Origin of the sequence: Dactylosporangium sp. NPDC000555 (genome assembly GCF_040300025.1) — a bacterium.
Lineage (GTDB): Bacteria > Actinomycetota > Actinomycetes > Mycobacteriales > Micromonosporaceae > Dactylosporangium.
On sequence record NZ_JBEPDB010000046.1, the window covers coordinates 42,336 to 67,771 of the forward strand.

Genomic DNA, 25,436 nt, shown 5'->3' on the forward strand with positions numbered 1-25,436 from the left:
GCGCGGACGCCCGGAAGCGCCGCGTAGGCGCGGGCGCGAGGACGCGGGCGCGAGGACGCGAGGGCGCGGACGCGAGGGGTGTTGCCGTCAGGATGAAGTCGCGGCCTGCAGGACTGCGGCCTCGACGCGGGCGCGGGCGTCCGCGTCCCAGGTGCCGGCCAGGTAGAACGCGTCGACGACCTCGCCGCCCAGGGTGGAGATGCGGGCGGAGCGTACGTCGGCGCCGATGTCCTCCAGTGCGCTCGCCACCCGGAAGAGCAGGCCCGGGGTGTCCGTGGCGCGCAGTTCCAGGACCGTGGCGTCGGTGGCGGCCGACGGGGGCTGCCACACGACGCGCGGGGGCGCGGTGGTGCCGCGGCGGGTGGAGCGTTCGCGAGCGGCGAGGCGTTCGGCCACCGGGAGGGCGCCGGTAACGGCGCGGCGCAGATCGGAGACCACCGCCTCGCGGTCGAGGTCGCCGCCGTAGCGGGGCTGGACGGCGCAGACCATCCTCGCCAGGCCGTCCACGGTGACCGTGTCGGCCGTGACCACGTCCAGACGGTGCAACGACAGGCAACCGGCCACGGCGGCGAGCAGGCCGCGGCGGTCGGGGGCGATGACGGAGACCGAGTCGGTGTCCAGCAGTACCGATGGGAGGGTCTCGGGAGCGGCGAGCGCGGCGGCGGGTGACGGGGGCGCGGCGACCACGCCGGTGTCCAGGGCGCGTTCGACATGGCGGACGAGCTCGGCGATGAGCCTGCCCTTCCAGTCCGACCAGGCGGCGGGGCCGGTGGCGGCCGCGTCCGCGCGGGTCAGGGCGTGCAGCAGGGCGAGGGTGGAGGCGTCGCCGACAGCCGCGGCGACGGTGGCGATGGTCTGGGGGTCGGACAGGTCGCGGCGGGTGGCCGTGTCGGGCAGGAGGAGGTGCAGGCGCACGACCTTCTCGACCTGCGCCACGTCGGCCCCGCTGAGGCCCAGGCGGGACGCCGCGGCGGCAGCGATCGGGGCGCCGACCACGCTGTGGTCGCCGGGGAGGCCCTTGCCGATGTCGTGCAGCAGGCCGCAGAGCACGAGCAGGTCGGGGCGGTCGACGTCGCGGGTGAGGCGGGCGGCCTGGCGGGCGGTCTCGACCAGGTGCCGGTCGACGGTGAACAGGTGCACCGGGTTGTGCTGCGGCAGGCTGCGCACCCGCGCCCACTCGGGGAGCCAGTTGACGACCAGGCCGTACCGGTCGCAGGCCTCCCAGACGGAGATCATGGACGGGCCGCTGCCGAGCAGGGTGAGCAGGGCGTCGCGCGCGGGGGCGGGCCAGGGTCGCGGCATCGGGCCGGCGAAGCTGCCGAGCCACTCGAGGGTGGCGTGCGCGATCGGCAGGTCGGCGCGGGCGGCGGCCGCGGCCACGCGCAAGGGCAGGGCCGGGTCGGGGCGCGGCGTGACGGCGGCGCGGGCGAGCACGACCTCGCCGTGCTGCTCGACGACGTCGCGGGCGAGGGGGCGACGCTCCTCGTGGCCGCGGCCGCTGCGGGCCGACCAGCGCTCCACGGCGCGCCAGGCGTCGTCGCTGGCGTAGGCGATGGTGCGGGCGGCCTCGGCGATGCGGCGCAGCACCTCGTCCCGGTCGCCGAGGTCGAGCAGCTCGGCGACCTCGTCGCGGTCCTGGGCGAGGAGGCGGTCGACGCGGCGGCCGCGCACGGCGTGCAGGGCGTCGCGGACGTCGAGCAGGGTGCGGTGGGCGCCACGGACGGCGGGGCGGGGGCCGTCGGCGACGCCGGCGAAGCCAATGCCCCGCAGGACGCCGAAGTCGCGCAGGCCGCCGCGGGACTCCTTGACGTCGCCCTCGAGGAGGAACGCCAGCTCGCCGTGTGCCTTCCAGCGCTCCTGGGTGAGGGTGCGCAGCGCGGGCAGCAGGTGGCGGGCCTCGCGCCGCCACTGTGCGACGGCGTCGGCGTGCAGGCACGCCAGGAGCTCGGCGTCACCGGCGACCAGGCGGGCGTCGAGCAGGCCGAGGGCCACCTTGAGGTCCTGGCGGGCCAGTTCGAGCGCCTGCTGGGGGCTGCGGGTGGCGTGGTCGAGGGCGAACTTCGCGTCCCAGATCTGGTACCAGATGCGGCTGCCGAGCCGGTCCGCGGCCGCCTCCGCGCCCGTGCCGCCGTCGTCGTGCAGCAGAACCAGGTCGAGGTCGCTGCGGGGGGCGCATTCACGGCGCCCGAGCCCGCCCACGGCGATGAGCGCGGCACCCGAGGTACCGCCGCCGGCTTCTGAAAAAACCTTCGAGAGCCACTCGTCGATCGCGTCCGAGCGCTCGGTGCGTGCGCCGGCGCCCGCCCCGGTGGACAGGACCGGAGCGGGCGTCGACGGTTGTGTCATGTTCAGCGGCTTAGAGGGCGTCGAGCCCGCGCTCGCCGGTGCGGACCCGGACGACCTCGTCGACCGACGTGACCCAGACCTTGCCGTCACCGATCTTCCCGGTGCGGGCGGCGGTGACGATGGCGTCCACGACCTTCTCGAAGTCGAGCTCGTCGGTGACGATCTCGACCCGGATCTTGGGGACGAACTCCACCGTGTACTCCGCACCGCGGTAGACCTCGGTGTGACCCTTCTGACGGCCGTACCCCTGAACCTCGCTCACGGTGAGGCCGGCCACGCCCAGCGCGTGGAGCGCCTCCTTCACCGCGTCGAGCTGATACGGCTTGATGACCGCGGTCACCAGCTTCATGCCCATTCCCTCCGACATTCCTCGACGCTATCCGGCTACCGTTTCCGACGCCGGGGCTTCCGCCACCGGCGCGGGGGTCTTGCTCGTTCCGACGCCTGCCAGAGCGAACGCGCCGCTGGCGCTACCCGTGCCCGGCGTGATGTCGTAGGCGCTCTCCGCGTGCTCCGCGATGTCGATACCCTCGACCTCGGCCTCGCTGCTGACTCGGAAGCCGATCGTCTTCTCGATGATGAAGGCTAGAGCGAACGCGATCACGAACGAGTAGACCGTGACGATAGCGCTCGCGCCGGCCTGTGCGCCGAGCTGGCCCGCGCCACCGCCGAAGAACAGGCCGTTCTTGGCGCCCAGGCCGTCGCTGATGGCCGAGTTGAGCTTGTCGTTGGCGAAGAAGCCCAGCCACAGGGAGCCGATCCACCCGCCGACGAAGTGGACGCCGACCACGTCGAGCGAGTCGTCGAAGCCGAAGCGGTACTTCAGGCTGACCGCCAGGGCGCAGACGATGCCGGCGACGAGGCCGAGCAGCACGGCCGCCCACGAGTCGATGAAGCCACAGGCAGGGGTGATCGCGACCAGGCCGGCGACCGCGCCGGAGGACGCGCCGACGAGGGTCGGCTTGCGGTCACGGATCCACTCGACGATAACCCAGCCGAGGACCGCGGCGGCCGTGGCGACCTGGGTGTTGACGAAGGCCAGGCCGGTGACGCCGTCGACGGTGAGCTCCGAGCCGGCGTTGAAACCGAACCAGCCGAACCACAGCAGGCCGGCGCCGAGGGCGACGAACGGCACGTTGTGCGGCTTCATGCTCTCCCGTGGCCAGCCGATGCGCTTGCCGAGGACCAGCACGACGCCGAGTGCGGCGGCGCCGGCGTTGATGTGGACCGCGGTGCCACCGGCGAAGTCGAGCGGGTGCAGGTGCTGAGCGATCCAGCCGCCGCCCCACACGTTGTGGGCGACCGGGAAGTAGACGACGGTGGCCCAGCCGAACGCGAACACCAGCCAGCCGCCGAACTTCGTCCGGTCGGAGAGCGCGCCGCTGATCAGCGCGACGGTGATCACGGCGAACGTCATCTGGAAGACCATGAAGACGTACGTCGGGATGCCGATGCCGCTGGGCTTTTCGCTGGTCGCGAGCCAAAACTGGTCGATGTACGTCTTGCTGCCGAAGTACTGGCCGAGGTCACCGAACAGGCCGCCGGCGGTGTCGGTGCCGAACGCCGCGCTGAAGCCGTAGAACAACCACAGGACGCTGACGAGCCCGATCGTCGAGAAGCTCATCATCATCATGTTGAGGACGCCTTTGGAGCGGTTCAGGCCACCGTAGAACAGTGCCAAAGCCGGCGTCATGAGCAGCACGAGAGCGGTCGATACGAGTAGCCACGCGGTGTGGCCGGTATCGATGGTCGCTTCAGGCACGCGGGCCTCCTAGTAGTCGAGATCCTCCCTCCCGACCGTCGAGGCAGCGTTGCCCTTCAGCCGGTTGCGCGAGAGCTTTCAGGGCTCACGTTTCACGCACCGGCGCTGCGCGGTTTCTACCGCGTCACGTCATGTTTCCAGCGTGTGAAGAAACGCTCACACACTGAGGAACGCCTATCGTAGCGCGTACTCGAGCGTATGCCATTCGTAGTCGATCAGCCGCAGGTCACGTACCGGACGACGGAGATGTCCCTTGTGCACGATACGCACGAAGGCGGGGTCTCCAGCGGCAGCCATCCGCCGAATACCCTCGATGTGATCGACGATGCGCTTACGAATCACCCGCACCAGGCGATGCCGGTCGCGCGGGGTCAGGCCATAGGCGTCGGCGAACATGCGCAGCCGGCGGGGCCGATTCGGGCGCTTCCAGCCCAGCGTGTACGAGTCGCGGTCGGAGAACAGCGGGACCCACGTCCACGCCGCATACGCCACGTCGTAGATCCGCGCGCCGGGCGAGGCGAGGTCGAAGTCGATCAGCGACAGGGTGCCGTCGGGGCGCCAGATGACGTTGTGCGGCGCGGCGTCGTGATGGCAGATGACCTCGGTGTCCGGCGGCGGCGGGCCGAACGAGCGCCACACCGCGTTGGACTGCGGCCGGAAGCCCGCCTGGGCGTCGTGGAACATCCGCAGCATCGTCGCGACGGTGACCATCGCCTCGTCCGTCACCCAGTGCGGAGCCAGCGGATACTCTCCGCACTCACCTTCGAGATATTGCAGTACCTCGCGGCCGCGCTCGTCGATGCCGAACGCGCGCGGCGCGCCGGTGAACCCGACGTACTCGAGGTGGCGCAGCAGCGCATGCACCGCGGGCGTCCATGGGCCGGCATTGCGGCGCACCGTGTCGCCCGAGCGCACCACGACGGAGGTGTTCCCGCCGTGAAGCGGGATCTCCTGCTGCGTCACGTGATCGTCCTTCGTTGACTGACCGGGGAACCTGGCTGTGCTACTGCTTCCCGGCCGCTAGTGAGCACGGCCGAGCATTACCATCCCAAAGTACCGTCCGAGGTTACGCGTCCGCGCCAACCAGAGCGTCGACGAACTGTCGGGCATCGAACGGAGCGAGATCATCGGGGCCCTCGCCGAGGCCGACGAGCTTGACCGGAATACCGAGTTTGCGCTGAACCGCGATGACGATCCCGCCCTTGGCGGTTCCGTCGAGCTTGGTCAGCACCACGCCGGTGACGTCGACGACCTCGGTGAACACGCGCGCCTGCTCCAGCCCGTTCTGGCCGGTCGTGGCGTCCAGGATGAGCAGCGTCTCGTCGACCGGCCCGTGCTTCTCGACGACCCGCTTGACCTTGCCCAGCTCGTCCATCAGGCCGACCTTGTTCTGCAGCCGGCCGGCCGTGTCGATCACCACCGTGTCCACACCAGCGTCAATACCCCGTTTCACCGCGTCGAACGCCACCGACGCCGGATCGGCCCCCTCCGGGCCGCGCACGACGTCGGCGCCGACCCGCCCGCCCCACGTGGTCAGCTGCTCGGCCGCGGCCGCCCGGAAGGTGTCTGCGGCGCCAAGCACGACGCTGTGCCCGTCGGCGACCAGCACGCGGGCGATCTTGCCGCAGGTGGTGGTCTTGCCCGCGCCGTTGACCCCGACGACGAGCAGCACCGCCGGGCGACCGTCGCGTGGCGTGGCGGCGAGGGAGCGGTCCAGGTCCGGCTCGAGCGCGGCAACGAGCTCGGCGGCGAGCATGGCGCGCAGCTCGGCCGCGGAGGCGGTGCCGTGGACCCGGGCCCGCTCGCGCAGCTTGGCGACGAGCTCGGTGGTCGCCTGCACGCCGACGTCGGCGCCGATCAGCGTCGCCTCGATCTCGTCCCAGGTGTCGTCGTCGAGCTTGTCGCTCGACAGCAGGGCGAGCAGGCCCTTCCCGAACATGTTCTGCGAGCGCGACAGGCGCGCGCGGAGGCGCACGAGCCGACCGGCGGTCGGCAATGGGATCTCGATCGCCGGCGCCGGGGCAGGCGCCTCGACCACGGGCGGCGCCGGGGCCTGCGCGACCGGTTTCTCCTCGACCGGTGCGGGGGCCTTGGCGGGCTTCTCGACGACCGGCGGGGGCGCCTGCTTGGTCGGGACCTGCTTCGTGGGCGCCCGCTCCGGGGGAGCCGGCGGCAGTGTCGGGGGCTTACGGAAACGCGGCGCGACGAGCGCCAGGGTGGCCCCGATCACCACGACGAGCAGCACCAGGCCGAAGACGATGTACGACTCCATGACTGGAATCCTCCCAGATGCTGCGCCGAGTGGCCTGCGGTGGCGCCCAGACGAGCCAGACAGCATCATCGGGATGCACCGCGTCACACCCGCCGCCGCACCGTGGGAGGTCGCGTCACCATGTCCGACACCGAACTCGACGCCGACCGGGGCCCGCTCGTCCTCGGCCCGATCCTGCGGCGGGTGGAGGGCGACCGGGCGACCGTGTGGGTGGAGACCGCCGGGCCGGCGACGGTCGAGGTCGACGCCGCGCCCGCGGGCGGGACGGCCCGGACGTTCGCCGCGCACGGCCACCACTACGCGCTCGTCGTGGTCTCCGGGCTGCCCGGGGGCGCGGTCACGCCGTACCGCGTCAAGATCGACGGCGTCGAGGTCTGGCCGCGGCCGGACGATCCGTGCCCGCCTCCCGTCATCCGTACCCGCCGCGCGGGGGCGCCGGTGCGGCTCGTGTTCGGCTCCTGCCGCGAGGCGAGCCCGCTGAGCGTGACCCGGTACCCTCCGGACGCGCTGGACGCATACGCCGGGCGGCTGATCGCCTCCATCCGCTCGGACGCGCCGACGGAGTGGCCGGACCTCCTGATACTGCTCGGCGACCAGGTATACGCCGACGAGACGCCCGAGAAGATCCAGCGCTGGCTGCGCGGGCGCCAGCGCAGGCGCCGCGCGGACGCGCCGATGACGCAGGTAGTCGACTTCCACGAGTACACGAAGCTGTACCTCGACTCGTGGAGCGACCCGGAGATCCGCTGGCTGCTCTCCACCGTGCCCAGCGTGATGATCTTCGACGATCACGAGATCATCGACGACTGGAACACCTCGCAGCGTTGGCGCGAGCGGATGGCCCAGCTCAGCTGGTGGGACCAGCGCATCCAGGCCGGCCTGGCGTCGTACTGGGTGTACCAGCACCTGGGCAACCTGGCCCCGGGCGCGCTGGCGGAGTGCCCGGTCTACGCCGCGGTCGCCACGGCCGGCGACGCCACCGAGGTGCTCGACGAGTTCGGCTCCCGCGCCGATCGCGACGGCGTGTCGTACCGATGGAGCTACACCGTCGACATCGACCGTACCCGCCTCGTGATGCTCGACAACCGCGCCGCCCGCGAGCTGGAGGAGGGCAAGCGGGCGATGCTGCCGGACAGCGAGTGGGCATGGTTCGCCAAGCAGCTGGCGGGCGACTACGACCACCTGCTGATCGGGTCGTCGCTGCCGTGGCTCCTGCCGCCGGCCATCCACCACCTCGAGGCCGCGACCGAGCGCCTGGCGGAGTCCCCGCGGGCCTGGGTGAGCCGCTTCGGCGAGAAACTGCGCCAGGCCGGCGACCTGGAACACTGGGCCGCGTTCGGCCGCTCGTTCGACGCGCTGAGCGCGCTGCTGGCCCAGGTCGGCACCGGTCACGGCGGCGTCTCTCCCGCCCCCGCGTCGATCAGTGTGCTCTCGGGCGACGTTCACCACTCGTACGCCGCCCGGGCCGACCTCGGCCCCGAGGTCGTCAGCGCGATCCACCAGCTGACCTGCTCCCCGGTCCACAACGACGTGCCGAAGCTCCTCCGCCCCGCGATGAAGCTCGGCTGGAACCCGCCGGCGGCGCGGATGATGCGGTCGCTGGCGCGGATGATGCGCCTGCGCAAGCCGGTCGTCCGGTGGCGCAAGACCGCAGGCCCCCACTTCGGCAACGCGGTCGGCCTGCTGCTCCTGGACGGCCGGACCGCGCACGTGGCGATCGAGGGCACCCGGCCGGACAAGACGCTGGGCGAGGTGGCGGCGCTGAAGCTGAGCTGACGCTCGGACGCGATAGCTGGACATACCCACGAACGCGCTCGGGCCAGACCGCAGCGTGCGGGCCCAGCCCAGGCGCGGAAGCGCAGGCGCGTGGTGCTCAGGCCGGGGGGACGTGCGGGTGGGTCACCGGTGGTTCGTGGAGGTCCGTCCAGGTCCACAGGGTCGCCACCCGGGCGCGGCCGGTGAGATATGCCACCGCCGGGTCCCTGATGGGGGCGAACCACATGCGACCGAGCCGGTCCACCGCCTCCGGGAGCGGCACCCAGGCTCCCGAGCCGTCGTGCTGACCGACGCCGGTCACCTCGAAGCCCAGCATTTCGTACTCGACGCCGGCCGCCGGGTAGCGGGCGACCCAGAGGAGACGCTCCGGAAGGACCGATGTGAAGCCTGTCTCCCGGGCCACCTTCATCAGGAGGGGCTCGCCCGGCTCCACCGACCCGCCGGGCAGTGCCCAGTCCGGCGGGTCGCTGATCAGCAGAATGTCCTTGCCGCGGCGCAGTACGGCGCCGACCGCGAGTTGGTGACCGGTCACGCCTCACCTTAGGCCGCCCGCTCATTCGCAGCCTCGAACCAACCCCGGCCGTCGCCACCCAAATGCACGGAGCGCGCGCAACGACGGACGACGAACGCGGATTCAAGCACGCGGACGCGAGCGCGCGGACCATCAAACGCGCGGCCGTGAGCACGCGCGGGCGCCGAGGGAGCGGGGCGGTAGGCGCCGGGCAGGGGCGCCGGGCCGCGGTGGGTGGGCGCGGCACCGGCATACGATCGCTGGCATGAGCTTTTATGACATCGAGATCGCCGACCTGCAGGGCAAGCCGCTCGACCTCGGGCAGTTCCGCGGGCGGCCCGTCCTCGTGGTCAACGTGGCCTCGCGGTGCGGGCTTACGCCGCAGTACACCGACCTGGAGGCGCTGCACAAGGAGTACTCGGGGCGAGGCTTCTCCGTCCTCGGGGTGCCGTGCAACCAGTTCGCTGGGCAGGAGCCAGGCACCTCTGAGGAGATCGCCGAGTTCTGCAGCACCACCTATGGTGTGACGTTCCCGATGACGGAGAAGGTCGAGGTCAACGGGGAGGGGCGGCACCCGCTGTACGACTTGCTGACGGCCGCCGCGGATGCCGAGGGGCACACCGGGGACATCCGGTGGAACTTCGAGAAGTTCCTCGTGGCCGGCGACGGGACCGTCGCGGCGCGGTTCGGTCCGCGGACGGAGCCCAAGTCGGACGAGGTGGTCAAGGCGGTCGAGGCCAGCCTCTAGACCGACCTCAAACACACGGCAAAGCCGGCCTCTGGGCACCCCTCAGACCAGGCAGAGCCGACCTCTGGAGACACACCTCAGAGCAGGCAGAGCCAGCCTCCGGGCATACCTCAGACCGGGTAGAGCCTGCCTCTGGACAGGCCTCAGCCCCAGGCAGAGGCTGAAGCAAAGCGGCAGAGGCGCGGCCACAGTAGATATCGGACAACGGCGGTGACCGGGCGCAGAGGGTGCCCGGTCACAGGCCGAAGGCCCGGCGCGGGTAGGAAAGGTCGTCGCCGGGCGTGTAGCGGTACGCGGAAAGGCCGGCCGCGCGGGCGCCACGGATCATGCGGTCCGTGTCGTCTACGAGCATGCAGCGCGCGGGCGGGGTGTCGACGAGTGTGCACGCGGCGAGGAAGTACTCCTTGGCCGGCTTGTGCACGCCGATCTCGGCGGAGTTGGCGACCGCGTCGAACTCGTCGACCAGGTCGAAGGACTTGAGCACGTCGCGGAACTCGACGGTGGAGTTGGTGGCGATGCAGACGGGGTGGCCAGCGGCGCGGACGTCGCGGACGAACTGCAGTACCTCCGGCGATACGACGCCCGGATAGACGACCCACTCCTCCATCAGCTCGGCGGCGCGCTGCGGACCGCCCACCCGCTCGGCCAGGGCGGCCGCGACCGTGGCGAGCCACTCGGAGCGCGTGATGCGGCCCGTGATGGCCGGCAGCAGGCGATCCCACTCGAGGGCGACGTCGAGGACCGTGCCGGGCTCCAGGCCGTACCGCTGCTCGATCTTGGCGTTGATCGACGGGTCGAACGTGCGCAGGACCCCGTCGAAATCGATGAGCAGGGCCGTTGGCGCTTGAGTCACGCTGCCTCTTCCGTTCGTAGGCGCTGGGAGATGACCTCCGTGACGCCGGAGCGCATGGTGACGCCGTAAAGTGCGTCGGCGACCTCCATCGTGCGCTTCTGGTGGGTGATGATGATCAGCTGGCTGCGCTCGCGGAGCTGCTCGAACAGCGTGATGAGGCGGCCCAGGTTGACGTCGTCCAGGGCGGCCTCGACCTCGTCCATGATGTAGAAGGGGCTGGGGCGGGCGCGGAAGATCGCGCAGAGCAGCGCGACGGCGGTGAGGGAGCGCTCACCGCCGGACAGCAGCGAGAGGCGCTTGATCTTCTTGCCCGGCGGGCGGGCCTCGACCTCGATGCCGGTGGTGAGCATGTCCTCGGGGTCCGTGAGCACGAGGCGACCCTCGCCGCCCGGGAAGAGCACCGAGAAGACCTGCTCGAACTCGCGGGCGGTGTCGTGGTACGCGCTGGTGAAGACCTCAAGGATGCGGTCGTCGACGTCCTTGACGACGGTGAGCAGGTCGCGCCGGGTCGCCTTGAGGTCCTCGAGCTGGTCGGAGAGGAACTTGTAGCGCTCCTCCATCGCCGCGAACTCCTCCAGGGCGAGGGGGTTGACCTTGCCGAGAAGGTTGAGCTCACGCTCGGCCTTGGCGGCGCGCTTCTCCTGGGTGGCCCGGTCGAAGGGCACCGGCTCGGGCGCGGGGCGGCCGTCTGCCTCCGCCGCGGCGATCTCCGGCGCGGTCGGTGGCACAGGCAGGTGGGGGCCGTACTCCGCGACGAGCGTGTCGGCGTCGAGGCCGAACTCCTCGGCGGAGCGGGCCTCGAGCTGCTCGATGCGCATCCGCTGCTCGGCCCGGGCGACCTCGTCGCGGTGCACGGCGCTGGTGAGCCGATCGAGCTCTGCGGTGAGGTGCTTGGCGCGTCCGCGCACGCCGGTGAGGGTGGTCTCGCGCTCCGCGCGCGTGGCGGCGAGGGTGTCGCGGGTCTCCTGCGCCTCGGCGATGGAGTCGCCCAGGCGCTCCAGGGCGAACGCGGCGCCGTTGGCGACGGTCTCCGCGACGCGGGCGCCACGGGCGCGGGTGGCCTTGCGGGCGGCGGCCCGCTCCCGGGCGGCGCGCTCGGCCGCGGCCTGGCGCAGCAGCCCGTCCGCGCGGCCGGCGAGCGCACCGACGCGCTCCTCAGCGGTGCGTACCGCGAGCCGGACCTCCATCTCCTGCTGCCGCGCGATCGGCACCTCGCCGGCCAGGTCGTCGCGCTCCAGGGTCGAGGGGTCCTCGTCGATCGGAGTCTCCTCGGCGAGGGCGAGGCGCTCCTCCAGCTCGGTGAGGCTGGCCAGGCCGGACTCGCGGGCCGTCTCGGCCTTGGCCTTCGCCGCGGCGTGCCGCTCCACCTCGGCACGGGCGGACTTGGCGGCGGCGCCGAGCTCTGCGAGGCGCCGTGCGGCCGCGTTGCGCGCGCTGTCGGCCTCCTTCTTGGCCGCGGCGGTCTCGGCGACGACCTGCTTGGCGCCGGCGGCCGCGTTGCGGGCCAGGGTCAGCAGCTCCCGGGCCTCGGCGACGCGGCGCTCGGCGTCGACCTTCTGCTGGCGGGCCTCCTCGACGGCGGCCTGGACCTCGATGAAGCTGTGCTGCTTGCCCGAGCCGCCGGCGGCCGCGTAGGCGCCGATGACGTCGCCGTCGGGCGTGACGGCACGCAGCGCGGGCGCGTAGGAGACGATGCGCCGCGCGGTGGCGAGGTCGGGGGCGAACACGACGTCACCGAGGGCGCGCTCCAGGGCCGGGCGCAGTTCCTCGGGGGCGCGCACGAGGTCCATGGCCCACGCGGCGCCCGGGGGCAGCGGCACCCGTTCGACCGGCGCGGCGTCGAGCATCGGCGCGGACGCGATGAGCAGCGCGGCGCGGCCGGCGTCGTCCTGCTTGAGCATCTCGACGGCGGCGACCGCGCCGTCCACCCCGGCGACCGCGACGGCGTCGGCGAGGGCGCCGAGCGCGGCGGCCAGGGCGGCCTCGTGCCCGGCCTCGACCGACAGCAGGGCCGCGACGCTGCCGAGCAGGCCGGGGATGCGCTCCGCGCGGGCCAGCAGGGTCCCGGCGCCGTCCTTGCGGCGCAGGCCCATCGCGAGCGCCTCCTCACGGGCCTTCCACTGCGCGGCGTCCTTCTCGGCGGCGCGCTCGGCGTCGTTGTGCTGCCGAACCTCATTGTTGATCGCGTCGAGCTCGCGCGTCGCCTCCTGGTGGCGCATCTCGAGGTCGGCGTTGGCGTTGTCCGCGACGGACGCGCCGGCGCTCGCCTCGTCATAGAGGCCCTGCGCGGCGTCCGCGCGTGCCTCGGCCTCAGCCAGTTGTACCGCGAGACGCTCGATCTCGTCCGCGGCGGCGGTCGTGCGGGAGCGTGCCGACTCGACCTGCCCGGCGAGCTTGGCGAGGCCCTCGCGGCGGTCGGCGATGGCCTTGTGCGCGGCGACGATGGCCCTCTCGGCGAAGGCGAGGCGGCGCTCCATGTCCTGGCGGCGCTCCACGGCGTCGGCGAGGCGCTCCTGGCTGGCCTCCAGCGCGGCCCGCAGCTCCTCCTCCTGCTCGCGGACCCTCTCGGCCTCGGCGGTGAGCTGGTCGGGGTCGCGGCCAGGCCGCTCCTCGACGGGTGCGGCGGAGAGGTTGCGGTGCCGCTCGGCGGCCAGTTGGTGCAGCGAGCGGTACCGCTCCTGCAGGGTCGACAGCTGGTACCACGTGTCCTGCGCCTCGGCGAGGACGGGCGCGTCGGCGGCGTGCTCGGCCTCGAGCGCGGCGAGCCGCTCGTTGATCGTTTCGACCTCGGCCTCGACCTCCTCGCGGCGGGCGCGCAGCGCGGTCTCGTCGGCGATCTCCCGGTTGAGCGTCTCGCGCAGCGTGGCGAGGTCGTCGGCGAGCAGGCGCAGCCGGGCGTCGCGCAGGTCGGCCTGGATGCCGGCGGCGCGGCGGGCGACCTCGGCCTGGCGCCCGAGCGGCTTGAGCTGGCGGCGCAGCTCGGTGGTGAGGTCGCCGAGGCGGTTGAGGTTGGCCTGCATCGCCTCGAGCTTGCGGACGGCCTTCTCTTTACGCTTGCGGTGCTTCAGCACCCCGGCGGCCTCCTCGATGAAGGCGCGGCGGTCCTCGGGCCGGGCGTGCAGGACGCCGTCGAGGCGATTCTGGCCGACGATCACGTGCATCTCGCGGCCGATGCCGGAGTCGGAGAGCAGTTCCTGGATGTCGAGCAGGCGGCACTGGTTGTTGTTGATCTCGTACTCGCTCTCGCCCGAGCGGAACATCCGGCGAGTGATCGACACCTCGGTGTAGTCGATCGGCAACGCACCGTCGGCGTTGTCGATCGTGAGGGTCACCTCGGCGCGTCCCAGCGGGGCCCGGCTGGCGGTGCCGGCGAAGATGACGTCCTCCATCTTGCCGCCGCGCAGGGCCTTGGCTCCCTGCTCACCCAGCACCCAGGCAATCGCGTCGACCACGTTGGACTTGCCGGAGCCGTTGGGCCCGACGACGCAGGTGATGCCCGGTTCGAGCTTCAGCGTGGTGGCGGACGCGAAGGACTTGAAGCCCTTGACCGTCAGGCTCTTGAGATGCACGGATCTCCACGGTGGTCGAGGTGTCTTACCGGGCAGACTACCGCCGGGACACTACCCGCACCCGCAGCACCGCACACCATAATGCGCGTGTCGTGGACACAGCGCTCGCCCGCAACCAACCGGACAACCGGGTCGTTACATGACTGCGCGCCGAGACCCATTGGATGTCGGCGCGCGGGTTTACTGTGTAGTTCTGCGCAGGTTGCGGTGTCCTGAGGTGTTCAGGCCATCGCCGGCTCGACGAGCCGGACCAGTTGGTCCGCCTCTGACGCCGCTGCAGCAAGCCGGTCGTTCTCGGCACGCAGCCGCACGACCTCGAACTCGAGCGCCCGAACCTTGGCGCGCAGTTGGGTGACCTCGTCGACAAGACGCCGATCGGGCGCGCTGCCTACGTGGCCGAAGAGGGCCTTAGCCATATCGTCTCCTTGTTAAGCGCAGCCGGTCGAGTCCGGCAAACGCGCGCCCAGCACCCCGCGACCGAAGCACAAGGGCGTAAATGGGCGCGACTGGCGACCCCTCTATGTTCCTTCCGGGGCGCGACTTAGTCAAGCCAACCGGCACGCCAAAGGTCCTGGCCAGGGTGTTCTCACTCACCCGGGTGCGTGATCCGCACCGTCCGCGCCGATCGTGGCAGTGTGCCACCAGTTGCCCCGCAGCGCCACCGCAAAGTAGCGTCTTGTCCGAGAAATTCTGAGACCCACACGACCGGGAGAGCGCGATGACGGCACCGCGACCCGGCCTCGTGACCAGGCTGGGTCCCGCAGGCATCGCCGCGATCGTCGCCAGCGTGCTGGTCGTGTTCGGCCTCGGCGCGATGATCCTTCCGGCGCTCGGCGACGGCAGCGGCTCCTCCGGCGCCGAGCGGGCCGCGCCCCCGGCGAGCGCGCCCGAGCCCGCCTCGTCCAGCGCGCCGACCTCGTCCAGCGCTCCGGCCCCGTCCAGCGCGCCCGCCATGGCGAGCAGCGCGCCGCCCGTGAGCACCGCCCCGGCCGCGACCCGGACCACGCCGGTGTCGGCGAACTTCAACACCGACTACGAGGACCGCGCCGTCCAGTTGATCAACAACGAGCGGCGCAAGCGGAGATGCGATCCGCTGCGGGTCGACGGCAGGCTGCGCACGGCCGCGCGGGGACACGCGGCCGACATGGCCGCCCGGGACTTCACCGGTAGCAGCGGCAGCGACGGCAGCGACCCGGCCGGGCGCGTCCGGGCCGCTGGATACACCGCCTTCGCCAACGAACTGACCGCCAAGGGCGGCGACCCCGGCGACACCGTCAAACGCTGGGTGCGCGGCGACAACACGCACGCCGTGCTGGTCGACTGCGGCATCACATCGATCGGCGCCGGGGTCGCGATGCGCGGTCGCACGCCATACTGGACCGTGGACATCGGCCGTGCTTGAGGGGGCCCAGCATCGTTAGTCCGGTCGTGGACCGGGTTCCGACGCTCCTGCCGCTGCGGGCGCATCCGCTGGCCCGGCCACACGCGTGGGAGATCGTCGCGGGACACGGTCCGGCGTTCACCGTCGTCGTCGACGTCGCGCGGGGGCCCGGCAGCGGCCGGGATCCGCTGTGGACGGCCGCCATGAGCCGCCTGGAGGCGGCCGGCGTGCGGCTGCTCGGCTACGTCGACATCGACTACGGCACCCGCCCGGTCGCGGACATCCGCGCGGATGTGTACCGGTGGGCCGGCTACCCGGTGCACGGCGTGTTCCTCGATCGGACGCCGGTCAGCCCGTACGCGATCGGCCCCGTCGCCGTGATCGCGCAGGCCGCCACCCGTGCCGGGCTGCCGGAAGTGCTGATCAACCCCGGGGAGCCGCCCGACAACGCGTACCGCGACCTCGGCCTGCCCGTGTGCGTGTTCGACGGCAGCTGGCGAGAGTACCTGCGCTGGTCCGGCGAGGGGGCACGCCCCGGCGACGGGCACCTGGTGCACGCCGTGCCGCCGTGGGAGCTCGACGAGGCGGCCCGGCTGCAGGTCAGCCGCGGGGCCGGCTTCGGGCTCGTCACCGACCTGGGCGCCCCCGACCCGTACACCGACCTGCCCGCCTGGTGCGGCCTCGTGCCCGGCCTGGCCGAGGTCGGCGCGGAGCTGGGCAAGCCGGCCGCGGTGCCCCGCCGGCCGCGCCCCTACCGGGAGCTCAGCGTGGTGCGAGGCGAGGCCGCGGCTGGCAGCGCGGGCATGAGTACGAGGACCGGTTCATGAACGCCTCCCGGCGCATCGGGCTGCCGCAGTGGTTGCAGGGCAGGCCCTCGCGGCCGTAGGCGTTCAGCGCGCGGTCGAAGTAGCCGCTCTCGCCGTTGACGTTGACGTAGAGCGCGTCGAAGCTGGTACCGCCCTGGGCGATCGCCTCGTTGAGGACGTCGCGCACGTGCCCGAGCAGGCGGCGTACCACCGGGCGGGAAAGCTGCGACGTGTCCCGCGCGCCGTGCAGCCGAGCCCGCCACAGCGCCTCGTCGGCGTAGATGTTGCCGACGCCGGAGATCAGCGTCTGGTCCAGCAGCGCCCGCTTGACCTCGGTGCGGCGGCCGCGCATCCGCTCGATGAACGCGTCGTCGACGAACAGCGGATCGACCGGGTCCAGCGCGATGTGGGCGAGCTCGGCGGGTAGCACCGCGCCGCCCGCGGACACGCTGAGGCCGCCGAACGTACGCTGGTCGACGAAGCGCAGCTCGGGCCCGTCGTCGTCGAAGGTGAAGCGCACCCGCAGGTGGGTCTCCGCCGCGGCGTCGGCCGGCCGCATGAGCAGCTGCCCGGACATGCCGAGGTGGCCCACGAGGGCGTCCTCGTCGTCCAGGGGCAGCCACAGGTACTTCCCGCGGCGCATGACGGCGCCCACGCGGCGGCCCGCGAGGATGCCGGAGAAGTGCTCGGCGCCGGGCAGATGGCGGCGGATCGCGCGCGGATGCAGCACCTCGACCGTGGCGATGCGCCGACCGGACACCCACTTGTCGAGGCCGCGGCGGACGGTCTCGACCTCGGGAAGCTCAGGCATGGAAGTCCTTCTAGATCGCGTAGTGCCAGACGGTGATGAGATATGAGCCGTACCACAGCCCAAACGCGCCGAAGGCCGCCACGACCAGCGCCGCCGTGCGCGGGCGCGCACGGGCGAGCGCGACCGCGGGCGGCACCAGGATGAGCAGCGCGGGCACGAGCAGCCGCGGCTTGGAGTGGTAATACCCGGCCTGGCCCAGGACCAGCACGAGCACGGCGACGCCGTAGACGGCCAGCGGCGGCCACACGCGCCCGCGCAGCGCCATGACGGCGAGGATGACGGTGCCGATGAGCATCCACGCGACGCTGACCTGGATCCAGCCGTCGCCCCCGCGCAGGGCGTCGCGCACGAACTGCAGGCCGGAGGAGCCGAAGTCGAACGTGCTGCCCCAGCCGGCGGTCTGGATGTCGAACCACGCTCCGAACTCGCCGACGCGCAGCCCGACCCACAGCAGGTACGCCGGCACGCCGGCGAGCGCGATGACCGCGCCGGCCAGGGGCTTCCAGATCGGTGTCGTACGGCCGGTGCCCGCCCCCGCGCGCCCCTCCCCGTCCGGGTCCGGATCGGCCTCGGGGCGGTCGTTCGCGCCCGCGCGGGCGCGGTACACGGCGATCCCGGCCGCGACCGTCAGCGCGATCGCCGCTGCCGCGCCCGTGGGCCGGGTCAGGCCGGCGCCCAGCCCGAGCAGACCGGCGGCCAGCCATTCGCCACGGTGCGCCAGCAGCAGCATGCCGGCGACCAGGGCGGTGAACAGCGCCTCCGAATAGGCCATCGACAGCGACATCGACATCGGCTGCAAGCAGAACAGCGCGGTGAACAGCAGGCCCACCCGCTCGTCATACAGGCGGGTGAGCAGGGCGCACAGCAGCACCGCGGCTGCGGCGCCGGCCAGCCACGACACGGTGATCGCGGCGGTGCCGTAGTCGAGCCGGGTGACGTAGTGCACGAGGCGGACCAGCATCGGGTAGCCGGGGAAGAACGCCAGGCCATTGCCGGTCAGACGGCCGTCGGCGTCGAACGTGTACCCGGCCGGGTACCCCTCCTCGGCCACGCGCAGGAAGTGCCCGCCGTCCCAGGCGAGCAGCCGATCGCGGACCTTGCCGTCGGGCGACATCCACCACAGAACCGCCAGCTGCAGCAGGCGGGTCAGGGCGTACAACCCCAGGGGGAAGGCGATCAGCGAGGATCGCCCGCGCTGGGTGGTCTCACTTACCGGCGTGATCGTCGTCATCGGCGGGCGGTTCCTCGGCGGGTTGAGTCCGGGTGGGGATGGCGGAACCGGGGGGTGCCGGCCCGAGACTGGCGGGCTCCGCGGGTGTGGCGGACGACTCCGGCTGGACGTCGGACAGCTCCCGCCAGGCGGCCTCGGCGGCGCGCTGCTCGGCCTCCTTCTTGCTGCCGCCCTGCGCCCCGCCGTAGCGCTGCTTGGCGACGATCACCCAGGCGGTGAACCGCTTCGCGTGGTCGGGGCCCTCCTCGTCGATGCGGTACTCGGGCACCCCGAGGCCCCGCCCGGCGGTGAGCTCCTGGAGGCTGGTCTTCCAGTCCAGGCCCGCCCCGCGCAGCGCCGCCTCGGCCATCAGCCCGTCGAACAGCTTGTGGATCACCTGCGCGGTGACGTCCAGGCCGTACTGCAGGTAGACCGCGCCGATGAGCGCCTCGAGCGTGTCGGCGAGGATGCTGGCCTTGTCGCGGCCCCCGGTCGCCTCCTCGCCCTTGCCGAGCAGCAGGAACGGGCCGATGCCGTTGGGGCCGAGGCGTCGGGCGACGTCGGCGAGGGCACGCATATTGACCACGCTGGCGCGCAGCTTCGCCAGCTGCCCCTCGGCGAGCTTCGGATGGTTCTGGAACAGGGCGGTGGTGATCACCACGCCGAGAACGGCGTCGCCGAGGAACTCCAGCCGCTCGTTGGTGGGCAGTCCGCCGTTCTCGTACGCGTACGAACGGTGGGTCAGGGCCCGCTTGAGCATCTCCGGGTCGAAGTCGACACCGAAGGCGGCCTCGAGATGGTTCGGATTCTTCACGAGCGCTCTCCCAGTGCGTCACGGATGGTGAGGCCGCCGGCCGAGGAGAGTTCGGTCAGCAGATCGTCGGCGATACCGGCGACCGCCGGGATGATGCGGTCGCGGTGCAGTCGTGCGGCGAGGGCGATGCCGTCGGCGACCTCGGCCCCGCCGGCCGAGCCGTGGCAGACGACGACGTCGCCGGCCACCCCCAGGAGCACGGCGGCCTCGCGGGGGCGTGTGCCGTACACATCGGAAATCTTGAATCCACCGTGACTGACGGTGAACGCCCCCTCGATACCCTTGAGCAGGATGTTGCCGGTGAAGCCGTCGGTGACGACCACATCGGCGGGGCCCCCGCGCGGCACGTCGAAGCCCTCGACGAGCCCGACGTAACGGCCGCCGGCGGGCAGCCGGATGTCGGACAGCGCGATCGACACGGCACGGCGCAGCCGGTCGCCCTTGCCGGGCTCGCTGCCGATGGACAGCAGCCCCACGCGCGGGCGCGCGATGCCGAGCCCGACGGAGGCGAAGGCGGTGCCGAGCACGGCGTGCTGGACGAGCTCGAGCATGGTCGCGTCGAGGGTCACGCCGACGTCGACAAGGAGCACGGGGCCCCGTTCGGTGGGCACCTGCGCGGCGAGGCCCGGCCGGCGCACGCCGCGCAGCCGGCCCAGCACGTGCGCGGAGGCGGCCACGGCGCCGCCGCTGGAGCCGGCCGAGACCATCGCGTCCGCGCGGCCCGTGTACACCGCCTCGGCGGCCGCGCGGACCGTCGTCTCGCGGCGGATGTTGCGCAGCGGCGAGTCGGCCATGCCGATGACCGCGTCGACGGCGATGACACTGACGCGCTCGCGGTCGCTGACCGCGAGCGCACCGACGACCTCGTCGGCCGACGGCTGCGGCCCGACGAGGACGAGGTGGAGGTCTGGATCGGCGCTGCATGCGCGCAGAGCGCCGTCAACCACGACGGCGGGAGCCCCATCCCCGCCGAGGAGGTCGACGGCGATCCGCGCGACGCCGGACGGGATTCCCCCGCCGTGCGGCGATCGGTCGGATCGCGTCACCCGGATCCGGTGGTCAGACCTCGATGACCTGACGGCCGTTGTACGTGCCGCAGACCGAGCAAGCCGCGTGGGGCAGCTTAGGCGAGCGGCACTGCGGGCACGGCTGGGTGGAGACCGCGACGGCCTTCCACTGGCTCCGGCGCGACCGGGTGTTGCTGCGCGACATCTTCCGCTTGGGAACGGCCACGGGAACTTACTCCTCTGACTTGATCTGGGACAGGGCGGCCCAGCGCGGGTCGAACTGCTCGTGGTTGTGTCCCTCGGGCAACTCGTCGAGCGGCACCCCACAGCCGGGGCACAGACCTGGGCAGTCTTCACGGCACACGGGGTTGGCGGCCAGGGAGAGCACCACCGCGTCCCGCAGTGCCGGCTCCAGGTCGATCAGGTCGCCCTGCAGCCGTCCGACCTCATCCTCGTCCGTCGTCTCATCCGTGGTGCTGTGCGCGTAGGCATAGAACTCTTGGATCGGGACGTCCAGCGTGTCGCTGATCGGGCGTAGGCAGCGCCCGCACTCGCCAGCCAGAGGGCCGGTGACGGTGCCGGAGACGAGAACGCCTTCGGACACCGACTCCATGCGCAACTGGAGGTCGAGCTCGGCGCCCTGGGGCACGCCGATCAGCTCCAGGCCGAGGTCCTCGGGCGCCGGCACCTTCCGCGAGACCGCATGCAGAGCGCCCGGTCGGCGTGGGAGGTCTCTCGTCTCGAGGACCAGCGGCGACCGGGGATCCAGGTGCGGTTGCTGTTGATGTGGCATCGTTCAGACTCCGGCCAGGCAGGGCCGACGGATTAGGCTACCCGAGCGGCAGATCTTCCGTCGAATCGCCCCCACCATAGCGCGCCCGGAGGCACGGATCAGAACGGCAGCGGCCGGTCGTCCTCACCGGCGGGGGTGAACGAGCCGATCTCGCGCAGGGCGTGCATCTTGTCGCGCCCGCGCTCGATGGACGCCAGAGACCTGGTCAGGAACTGCTCGAAGTTGGCCAGCGCGGTATCGACGTAGTCGTCGACCTCGTCGCGCAGCCGCTGCGTCTCCGCACGCGCCTCGTTGATCATCCGTGACGCCTCGTGCTCGGCCGACACAACGATCTCGTTGATCGACACGAGGCGGGTGTGCTCGGCCTCCGCCTCGGCGATGATCCGCTCGGCCTCGCGCCGGCCCGCGTCGACGATCTTGTCGCGCTCCTCCAGCAGCGCGGTCGCCCGGCGCAGCTCCCCTGGCAGGTCAGCCCGCAACTGGTCGAGCAGATTGATCATGTCCGCGCGGTCGAACACGTAGTTGCCCCGCGACATCGGCGCCGACCGTGCACCCTCGATCAACGCGATGATCTGGTCGATGCTCTCGAGCGGATCCACCTGCGGTCACTCCTGTTCACAAGGTCGAACGACGTAACCATCATGCGGCTCGAAGCACGATGCCGCTCCATCGCCACTCGGGGTTTCGCAACTACTTTCGCGTCGAGGCGAACCGCTCCCGCAGGCGATTCGCCACGAGATCGGGTACATGTGGCGAAACGTCGCCGCCCCATTTGGCGACCTCTTTGATGAGGCTCGAGGAGACGAAGGAGTACTTCGGGTTGGTCGGCATGAACAGCGTCTCGATGCCACCGAGCCCGTAGTTCATCTGGGCCATCTGCAGCTCGTAGTCGAAGTCGCCGGCCACCCGCACGCCCTTGACTATCGCGGTGATGTCGTGGGCGCGACAGAAGTCGACCAGCAGGCCCTGGAAGGCGTCGACCCGGACATTGGTGTACGGCGCGGTCACCGCCGCGAGCATCTCCAGCCGCTCATCGACGGTGAACAGCCCCGCCTTGCTCTGATTGATCAGCACCGCGACGACGACCTCATCGAACATCTGCGATGCGCGACCCACGATGTCCAGGTGCCCGTTCGTGACCGGATCGAACGAACCGGGACAGACCGCGCGCCTCATTGCACCAGCCCAAGCCTCATGAGCGGGGACCGTACCAAAGCCCCGGTCAAGCGCCGCGTGAGCCGTCCCGATCCCGTCGGGCGTACCACAGTGCCGTCTCCCCGTAACGGCGCTCGGCGAGCTGGCGCAGGCCCCCGGGCCAGGCGATCGAGGCGCCTCGGCTGGACCGTTCGACCACCACCACGGCGTCGGGCGCCAGCCAGCGCTCGGCGAGCGCCTCCAGCACCGCGCCGACGCGCTCGTCGGTCACGACGTAGGGCGGGTCGAGGAACACCGCGTCGTACGCCTCGTCCGGCTCCCCCGCGACCAGCCGCTCGACCTTGTCGGTCACCAGCCGCACCCGGCCACCCACGCTGAGCGACGCGATATTGGCCCGGACGACCCGCGCCGCCTTGGCGTCGGCCTCGGCGAGCAGCACGTGCGCGGCCCCGCGCGAGCACGCCTCGAGCCCGACCGCGCCCGAGCCGGCGTAAAGATCGGCGAAGCGGGCCCCGTCGAGGTCGAGCAGGTTGTCCAGGCTGCTGAACAGCGCCTCGCGGACCCGGTCCGAGGTTGGGCGGGTGCCCTGCCCGGCCGGCACGGTCAGCCGCCGCCCGCCGAGCACCCCGGCCACGATGCGCGTCACGAATCCCAGGGTATGCGGCGGCCCGATGTGATCTGACTCACGTTCAGCCCTTCTCCAGGTACTCCGCCCGCTCCTCGTCCACCAGCCGCGCGATCGTGGCGGCAAGCGCCGGGTGCCGCTCCAGCTCCGGGTCCTCGCCGATGAGCTGCGCCGCCTCCGCGCGGGCCTCGCCGATGAGCTCGGCGTCGCGCAGCAACGACAGCAGCCGCAGGTGCGAGCGGTGGCCGGACTGCGAGGCGCCCAGTACGTCGCCCTCGCGGCGCTGCTCCAGGTCGAGCTCGGCGAGCTTGAACCCGTCGGTGGTGGAGGCGACCGCGTCCAGGCGCGCCCGCGCGGGCGTGCCCTCCCCCGACTCGGTGACCAGCAGGCACAGCCCGGGCGCGCTGCCCCGCCCGACGCGCCCGCGCAGCTGGTGCAGCTGCGAGACGCCGAACCGGTCGGCGTCGAGGATCATCATCATCGTCGAGTTGGGCACATCTACGCCGACCTCGATGACCGTGGTGGCGACCAGCACGTCCAGCTGCCCGGCGGCGAAGGAGCGCATCACCGCGTCCTTCTCGTCGGCGGGCAGGCGCCCGTGCAGCACCCCGATGCGCAGGCCGTGCAGCGGCCCGTCCTCCAGCTGCGGCGCCACGTCCAGGACCGCGACCGGGGGCCGGCGCCCGTCGTCGCCGGCCGGCGGGACGTCCTCGCCGTCGGAGTTGGCGTCGCCGATGCGCGGGCACACGACGTACGCCTGATGGCCCTTGGCGACCTCCTCGCGCAACCGCCGCCAGCCCCGGTCCAGGAACGCGGGCTTCTCGGTGACCGGCACGACGTGCGAGGCGATCGGCGAGCGCCCCCGCGGCAACTGGCTGAGCACCGACGTCTCCAGGTCGCCGAACACGGTCATGGCGACCGTCCGCGGGATCGGCGTGGCGGTCATGACGAGCACGTGCGGAGGCTGGTCGGCCTTGGTCCGCAGGGCGTCGCGCTGCTCGACGCCGAAGCGGTGCTGCTCGTCGACGACGACGAGACCGAGGTCGGCGAAGTCGACGCCCTCGTAGAGCAGCGCATGGGTGCCGACGACGATGCCCGCGCTGCCGCTGCGGATCTCCTCCACGACGCGGCGGCGCGCGGCCGCACCCAACGACCCGGTCAGCAGCGCCACGCGGGTGGCCTCCGGTGCGGCGTCGAGCTCGCCGGCCCGGGCCATGCCGCCGAGCAGGTCCAGGACGTTGCGGTGGTGCTGGGCGGCCAGGACCTCGGTCGGGGCGAGCATCGCCGCCTGGCCGCCGGCGTCGACGACCTGCAGCATCGCGCGCAGCGCGCACAGCGTCTTGCCGGAGCCGACCTCGCCCTGCAGCAGCCGGTGCATCGGGTGCGGCCGTGACAGGTCGGCGGCGATCTCGTCGCCGACGTCGCGCTGGCCGCGGGTCAGCTCGTACGGCAGGCCGGCGTCGAACGTCACGAGCAGCCCGTCGTCGCGGCGCGGGCGCGGCACCGCGGGCCAGTCCTCCGCTCGCTTCTTGCGCTGGACCAGCGTCAGCTGCAGCGCGAACGCCTCGTCCCACTTCAGCCGCCGCCGCGCGATCGCCAGCGTTTGCTGCGACTCCGGGCGGTGGATCTCGCGCAGCGCCTTGTCCAGCGCGGACAGCCGGCGGCTCGCGCGCGTGGTCGCCGGCACCGGGTCGGGCGTGGGCGGCAGGACGTCGAGCACGGTGCGCACCGCCGCGGCGATGCGCCACGTCGGCACCCGCGCGGTCGCGGGGTACACCGGGATGATCGCGCCGGCGAACTCCTCCACCGCCTCCTCACCCTCACCGGCGTCGAGCAGCACGTAGTCGGGCTGATTGAGCTGCAGCTTGTGGTTGAACCGGCCGACCTTGCCGGAGAACAGCCCCCATCGGCCCGGGCGCAGCTGGTTCTCCCGCCACGGCTGGTTGAAGAACGTGACGCTGATCTCACCGCCACTGTCGTCGCCGATGACCGCCTCGACCAGCGAGCCCCGCTTGCCGCGCGTGCTGCCGCGCTGCTGTGTGAACTGCCGCGACGTCACGCGCTTGACCTGCCCGAACACGGTGACGTCGGTGTCGATCTCCAGCGCCCGGATGTCGGTGTGCTCACCGCGCTCCTCGTAGCGGCGCGGGAAGTGGTACACCAGGTCGCCGACCGTGTGCAGGTCCAGGTGCTCGGCCAGCAGCTTCGCGCCGTTGCCCCCGAGCACCTTCTGCAGCGGCGTGGTCAGGTCGATGTCGGCCACTTCGGATCTTTCCCCGTCTCGTTGCTACTCCACTCCCACGAGCAGTGGGTAATGCGGCTGGCCACCTTCGTAGCACTGAACCTCGACGAAGGGCCAGGAACCCTCGACGTGCGCCGTCAGGGCGGCCGTCAGGCCCTCGGGCGCGTCCCGGCCGGCGACGAGGGTGACGAGCTCCCCGCCGCCCGCGAGCATCCGGTCCAGCAGCCGGTACGCGGTCTGCGTCAGATCTTGCCCGATCAGGTTGACCTCGCCGTCCACGATCGCGAGGATGTCGCCCGGCTGGCACCGCCCGGCCACGGTCAGCGCCTCCCGGCCGGCGATCGTGACCTCGGCCGAACGGCACCGCGCGGCCGCCTCCGCCATGGCGATCACGTCGTCCTCGAACCGCCGGTCGGTGTCACGCACGGCCAGCGCCGCCAGTGCCTGCACCGGGGAGCGGGTCGGTACCACGCCCGCGCTGACGCCCGCGACGCGCGCCTCCGCGGCGGCGGCTGCGGCGACGGCCAGCACGTTCGGGTCGTTGGGCAGCACCACGACGCGGCCCGCGCCCGTGCCTCGGATCGCGTCGAGCATCTCGCCGGTGGAGGGGCTGCCGGTCAGCACCGCGGCGCCCTCGGCCTCGAGCAGCCGGGCGAGGCCCGGTCCGCTGCACACGACGACCACGGCGCGCTCCCGGCGCCCCGCCCCGGCACGGTCCCCGTGCTCGGCGTCCCCGCGCTCCCGGCGCCCCGCCC

At 72.2% G+C, this 25,436-nt stretch carries 23 protein-coding genes and 1 pseudogene; 4 read left to right on the forward strand and 20 right to left on the reverse strand.

Features of this window, described 5'->3' with window-relative positions; genetic code table 11:
• Positions 1-87: 87 nt before the first annotated feature.
• From ABT297_RS25385 to ftsY, 5 genes are all read right to left on the reverse strand, one after another.
• A complete protein-coding gene (locus ABT297_RS25385) occupies positions 88-2,346 on the reverse strand; it encodes a [protein-PII] uridylyltransferase (protein ID WP_350553916.1) in 2,259 nt (752 codons plus the stop codon).
• Positions 2,347-2,356: 10 nt separating this feature from the next.
• Positions 2,357-2,695 carry a P-II family nitrogen regulator gene (locus ABT297_RS25390; RefSeq protein ID WP_190249674.1) on the reverse strand — a complete coding sequence of 113 codons (339 nt, stop codon included), beginning with the start codon at positions 2,693-2,695 and terminating at the stop codon, positions 2,357-2,359.
• Positions 2,696-2,722: 27 nt separating this feature from the next.
• Positions 2,723-4,108 carry an ammonium transporter gene (locus ABT297_RS25395; protein WP_350553919.1) on the reverse strand — a complete coding sequence of 462 codons (1,386 nt, stop codon included), beginning with the start codon at positions 4,106-4,108 and terminating at the stop codon, positions 2,723-2,725.
• A gap of 174 nt (positions 4,109-4,282) precedes the next feature.
• Positions 4,283-5,071 (reverse strand): phosphotransferase, encoded by a 789-nt coding sequence (locus ABT297_RS25400; protein ID WP_350553921.1) that lies wholly within the window; start codon positions 5,069-5,071, stop codon positions 4,283-4,285.
• A 103-nt stretch (positions 5,072-5,174) separates the two neighbouring features.
• Positions 5,175-6,380: a signal recognition particle-docking protein FtsY gene (gene ftsY, locus ABT297_RS25405; RefSeq protein ID WP_350553923.1), complete on the reverse strand. Its 1,206-nt coding sequence runs from the start codon at positions 6,378-6,380 to the stop codon at positions 5,175-5,177.
• A gap of 120 nt (positions 6,381-6,500) precedes the next feature.
• Here ftsY and ABT297_RS25410 point away from each other — a divergent pair, with 120 nt between their 5' ends.
• A complete protein-coding gene (locus ABT297_RS25410) occupies positions 6,501-8,156 on the forward strand; it encodes an alkaline phosphatase D family protein (protein WP_350553925.1) in 1,656 nt (551 codons plus the stop codon).
• 97 nt (positions 8,157-8,253) lie between these two features.
• Here the strand turns inward: ABT297_RS25410 and ABT297_RS25415 are convergent, their stop codons facing one another.
• On the reverse strand, positions 8,254-8,688 hold the full coding sequence (locus ABT297_RS25415; protein WP_350553927.1) for an NUDIX hydrolase: 435 nt from the start codon (positions 8,686-8,688) through the stop codon (positions 8,254-8,256).
• 244 nt (positions 8,689-8,932) lie between these two features.
• Here ABT297_RS25415 and ABT297_RS25420 point away from each other — a divergent pair, with 244 nt between their 5' ends.
• Entirely contained in the window at positions 8,933-9,415 is a 483-nt protein-coding gene (locus ABT297_RS25420; RefSeq protein WP_350553929.1) for a glutathione peroxidase, read from the forward strand.
• A 235-nt stretch (positions 9,416-9,650) separates the two neighbouring features.
• Here ABT297_RS25420 and ABT297_RS25425 read toward each other — a convergent pair whose 3' ends face one another.
• From ABT297_RS25425 to ABT297_RS25435, 3 genes are all read right to left on the reverse strand, one after another.
• A complete protein-coding gene (locus tag ABT297_RS25425; RefSeq protein ID WP_350553931.1) occupies positions 9,651-10,268 on the reverse strand; it encodes an HAD family hydrolase in 618 nt (205 codons plus the stop codon).
• Positions 10,265-13,837 carry a chromosome segregation protein SMC gene (gene smc / locus ABT297_RS25430; RefSeq protein ID WP_350553933.1) on the reverse strand — a complete coding sequence of 1,191 codons (3,573 nt, stop codon included), beginning with the start codon at positions 13,835-13,837 and terminating at the stop codon, positions 10,265-10,267. The genes ABT297_RS25425 and smc overlap by 4 nt, the downstream gene beginning before the upstream one ends.
• A 221-nt stretch (positions 13,838-14,058) precedes the next feature.
• Positions 14,059-14,253, reverse strand: coding sequence for a hypothetical protein (locus tag ABT297_RS25435; RefSeq protein WP_345124836.1), 195 nt, complete (start codon positions 14,251-14,253; stop codon positions 14,059-14,061).
• A gap of 302 nt (positions 14,254-14,555) precedes the next feature.
• Here ABT297_RS25435 and ABT297_RS25440 point away from each other — a divergent pair, with 302 nt between their 5' ends.
• Positions 14,556-15,239: a CAP domain-containing protein gene (locus ABT297_RS25440; RefSeq protein ID WP_350553935.1), complete on the forward strand. Its 684-nt coding sequence runs from the start codon at positions 14,556-14,558 to the stop codon at positions 15,237-15,239.
• Between the two features lie 26 nt (positions 15,240-15,265).
• Positions 15,266-16,045 (forward strand): spherulation-specific family 4 protein, encoded by a 780-nt coding sequence (locus tag ABT297_RS25445; protein WP_350553937.1) that lies wholly within the window; start codon positions 15,266-15,268, stop codon positions 16,043-16,045.
• Here ABT297_RS25445 and mutM read toward each other — a convergent pair.
• The 11 genes and pseudogenes from mutM to ABT297_RS25500 form a co-directional block, all read right to left on the reverse strand.
• Entirely contained in the window at positions 15,981-16,835 is an 855-nt protein-coding gene (mutM, locus tag ABT297_RS25450) for a bifunctional DNA-formamidopyrimidine glycosylase/DNA-(apurinic or apyrimidinic site) lyase (RefSeq protein ID WP_350553939.1), read from the reverse strand. The genes ABT297_RS25445 and mutM overlap by 65 nt on opposite strands.
• A gap of 10 nt (positions 16,836-16,845) precedes the next feature.
• The gene (locus ABT297_RS25455; protein ID WP_350553941.1) at positions 16,846-18,066 is read right to left on the reverse strand and encodes a mannosyltransferase family protein; all 1,221 of its coding nucleotides are present in this window, start codon (positions 18,064-18,066) and stop codon (positions 16,846-16,848) included.
• Positions 18,041-18,805: a ribonuclease III gene (rnc, locus tag ABT297_RS25460; protein WP_502885645.1), complete on the reverse strand. Its 765-nt coding sequence runs from the start codon at positions 18,803-18,805 to the stop codon at positions 18,041-18,043. The genes ABT297_RS25455 and rnc overlap by 26 nt, the downstream gene beginning before the upstream one ends.
• Positions 18,806-18,855: 50 nt before the next feature.
• Positions 18,856-19,869, reverse strand: coding sequence for a phosphate acyltransferase PlsX (locus tag ABT297_RS25465; protein WP_502885646.1), 1,014 nt, complete (start codon positions 19,867-19,869; stop codon positions 18,856-18,858).
• Positions 19,870-19,918: 49 nt separating this feature from the next.
• Positions 19,919-20,092 (reverse strand): 50S ribosomal protein L32, encoded by a 174-nt coding sequence (gene rpmF, locus ABT297_RS25470; RefSeq protein ID WP_259861936.1) that lies wholly within the window; start codon positions 20,090-20,092, stop codon positions 19,919-19,921.
• Between the two features lie 6 nt (positions 20,093-20,098).
• Positions 20,099-20,659 carry a YceD family protein gene (locus ABT297_RS25475; RefSeq protein WP_350553947.1) on the reverse strand — a complete coding sequence of 187 codons (561 nt, stop codon included), beginning with the start codon at positions 20,657-20,659 and terminating at the stop codon, positions 20,099-20,101.
• A gap of 98 nt (positions 20,660-20,757) precedes the next feature.
• Entirely contained in the window at positions 20,758-21,258 is a 501-nt protein-coding gene (locus ABT297_RS25480) for an ATP synthase subunit B family protein (RefSeq protein WP_350553949.1), read from the reverse strand.
• Between the two features lie 91 nt (positions 21,259-21,349).
• On the reverse strand, positions 21,350-21,835 hold the full coding sequence (coaD, locus tag ABT297_RS25485) for a pantetheine-phosphate adenylyltransferase (protein WP_350553951.1): 486 nt from the start codon (positions 21,833-21,835) through the stop codon (positions 21,350-21,352).
• 46 nt (positions 21,836-21,881) lie between these two features.
• A complete protein-coding gene (gene rsmD / locus ABT297_RS25490; RefSeq protein WP_350553953.1) occupies positions 21,882-22,460 on the reverse strand; it encodes a 16S rRNA (guanine(966)-N(2))-methyltransferase RsmD in 579 nt (192 codons plus the stop codon).
• 43 nt (positions 22,461-22,503) lie between these two features.
• Positions 22,504-24,702, reverse strand: a complete 2,199-nt coding sequence (gene recG, locus ABT297_RS25495; RefSeq protein ID WP_350553955.1) for an ATP-dependent DNA helicase RecG — start codon at positions 24,700-24,702, stop codon at positions 22,504-22,506.
• Positions 24,703-24,726: 24 nt separating this feature from the next.
• Positions 24,727-25,436: pseudogene (locus ABT297_RS25500) on the reverse strand (DAK2 domain-containing protein); the annotation flags it as partial.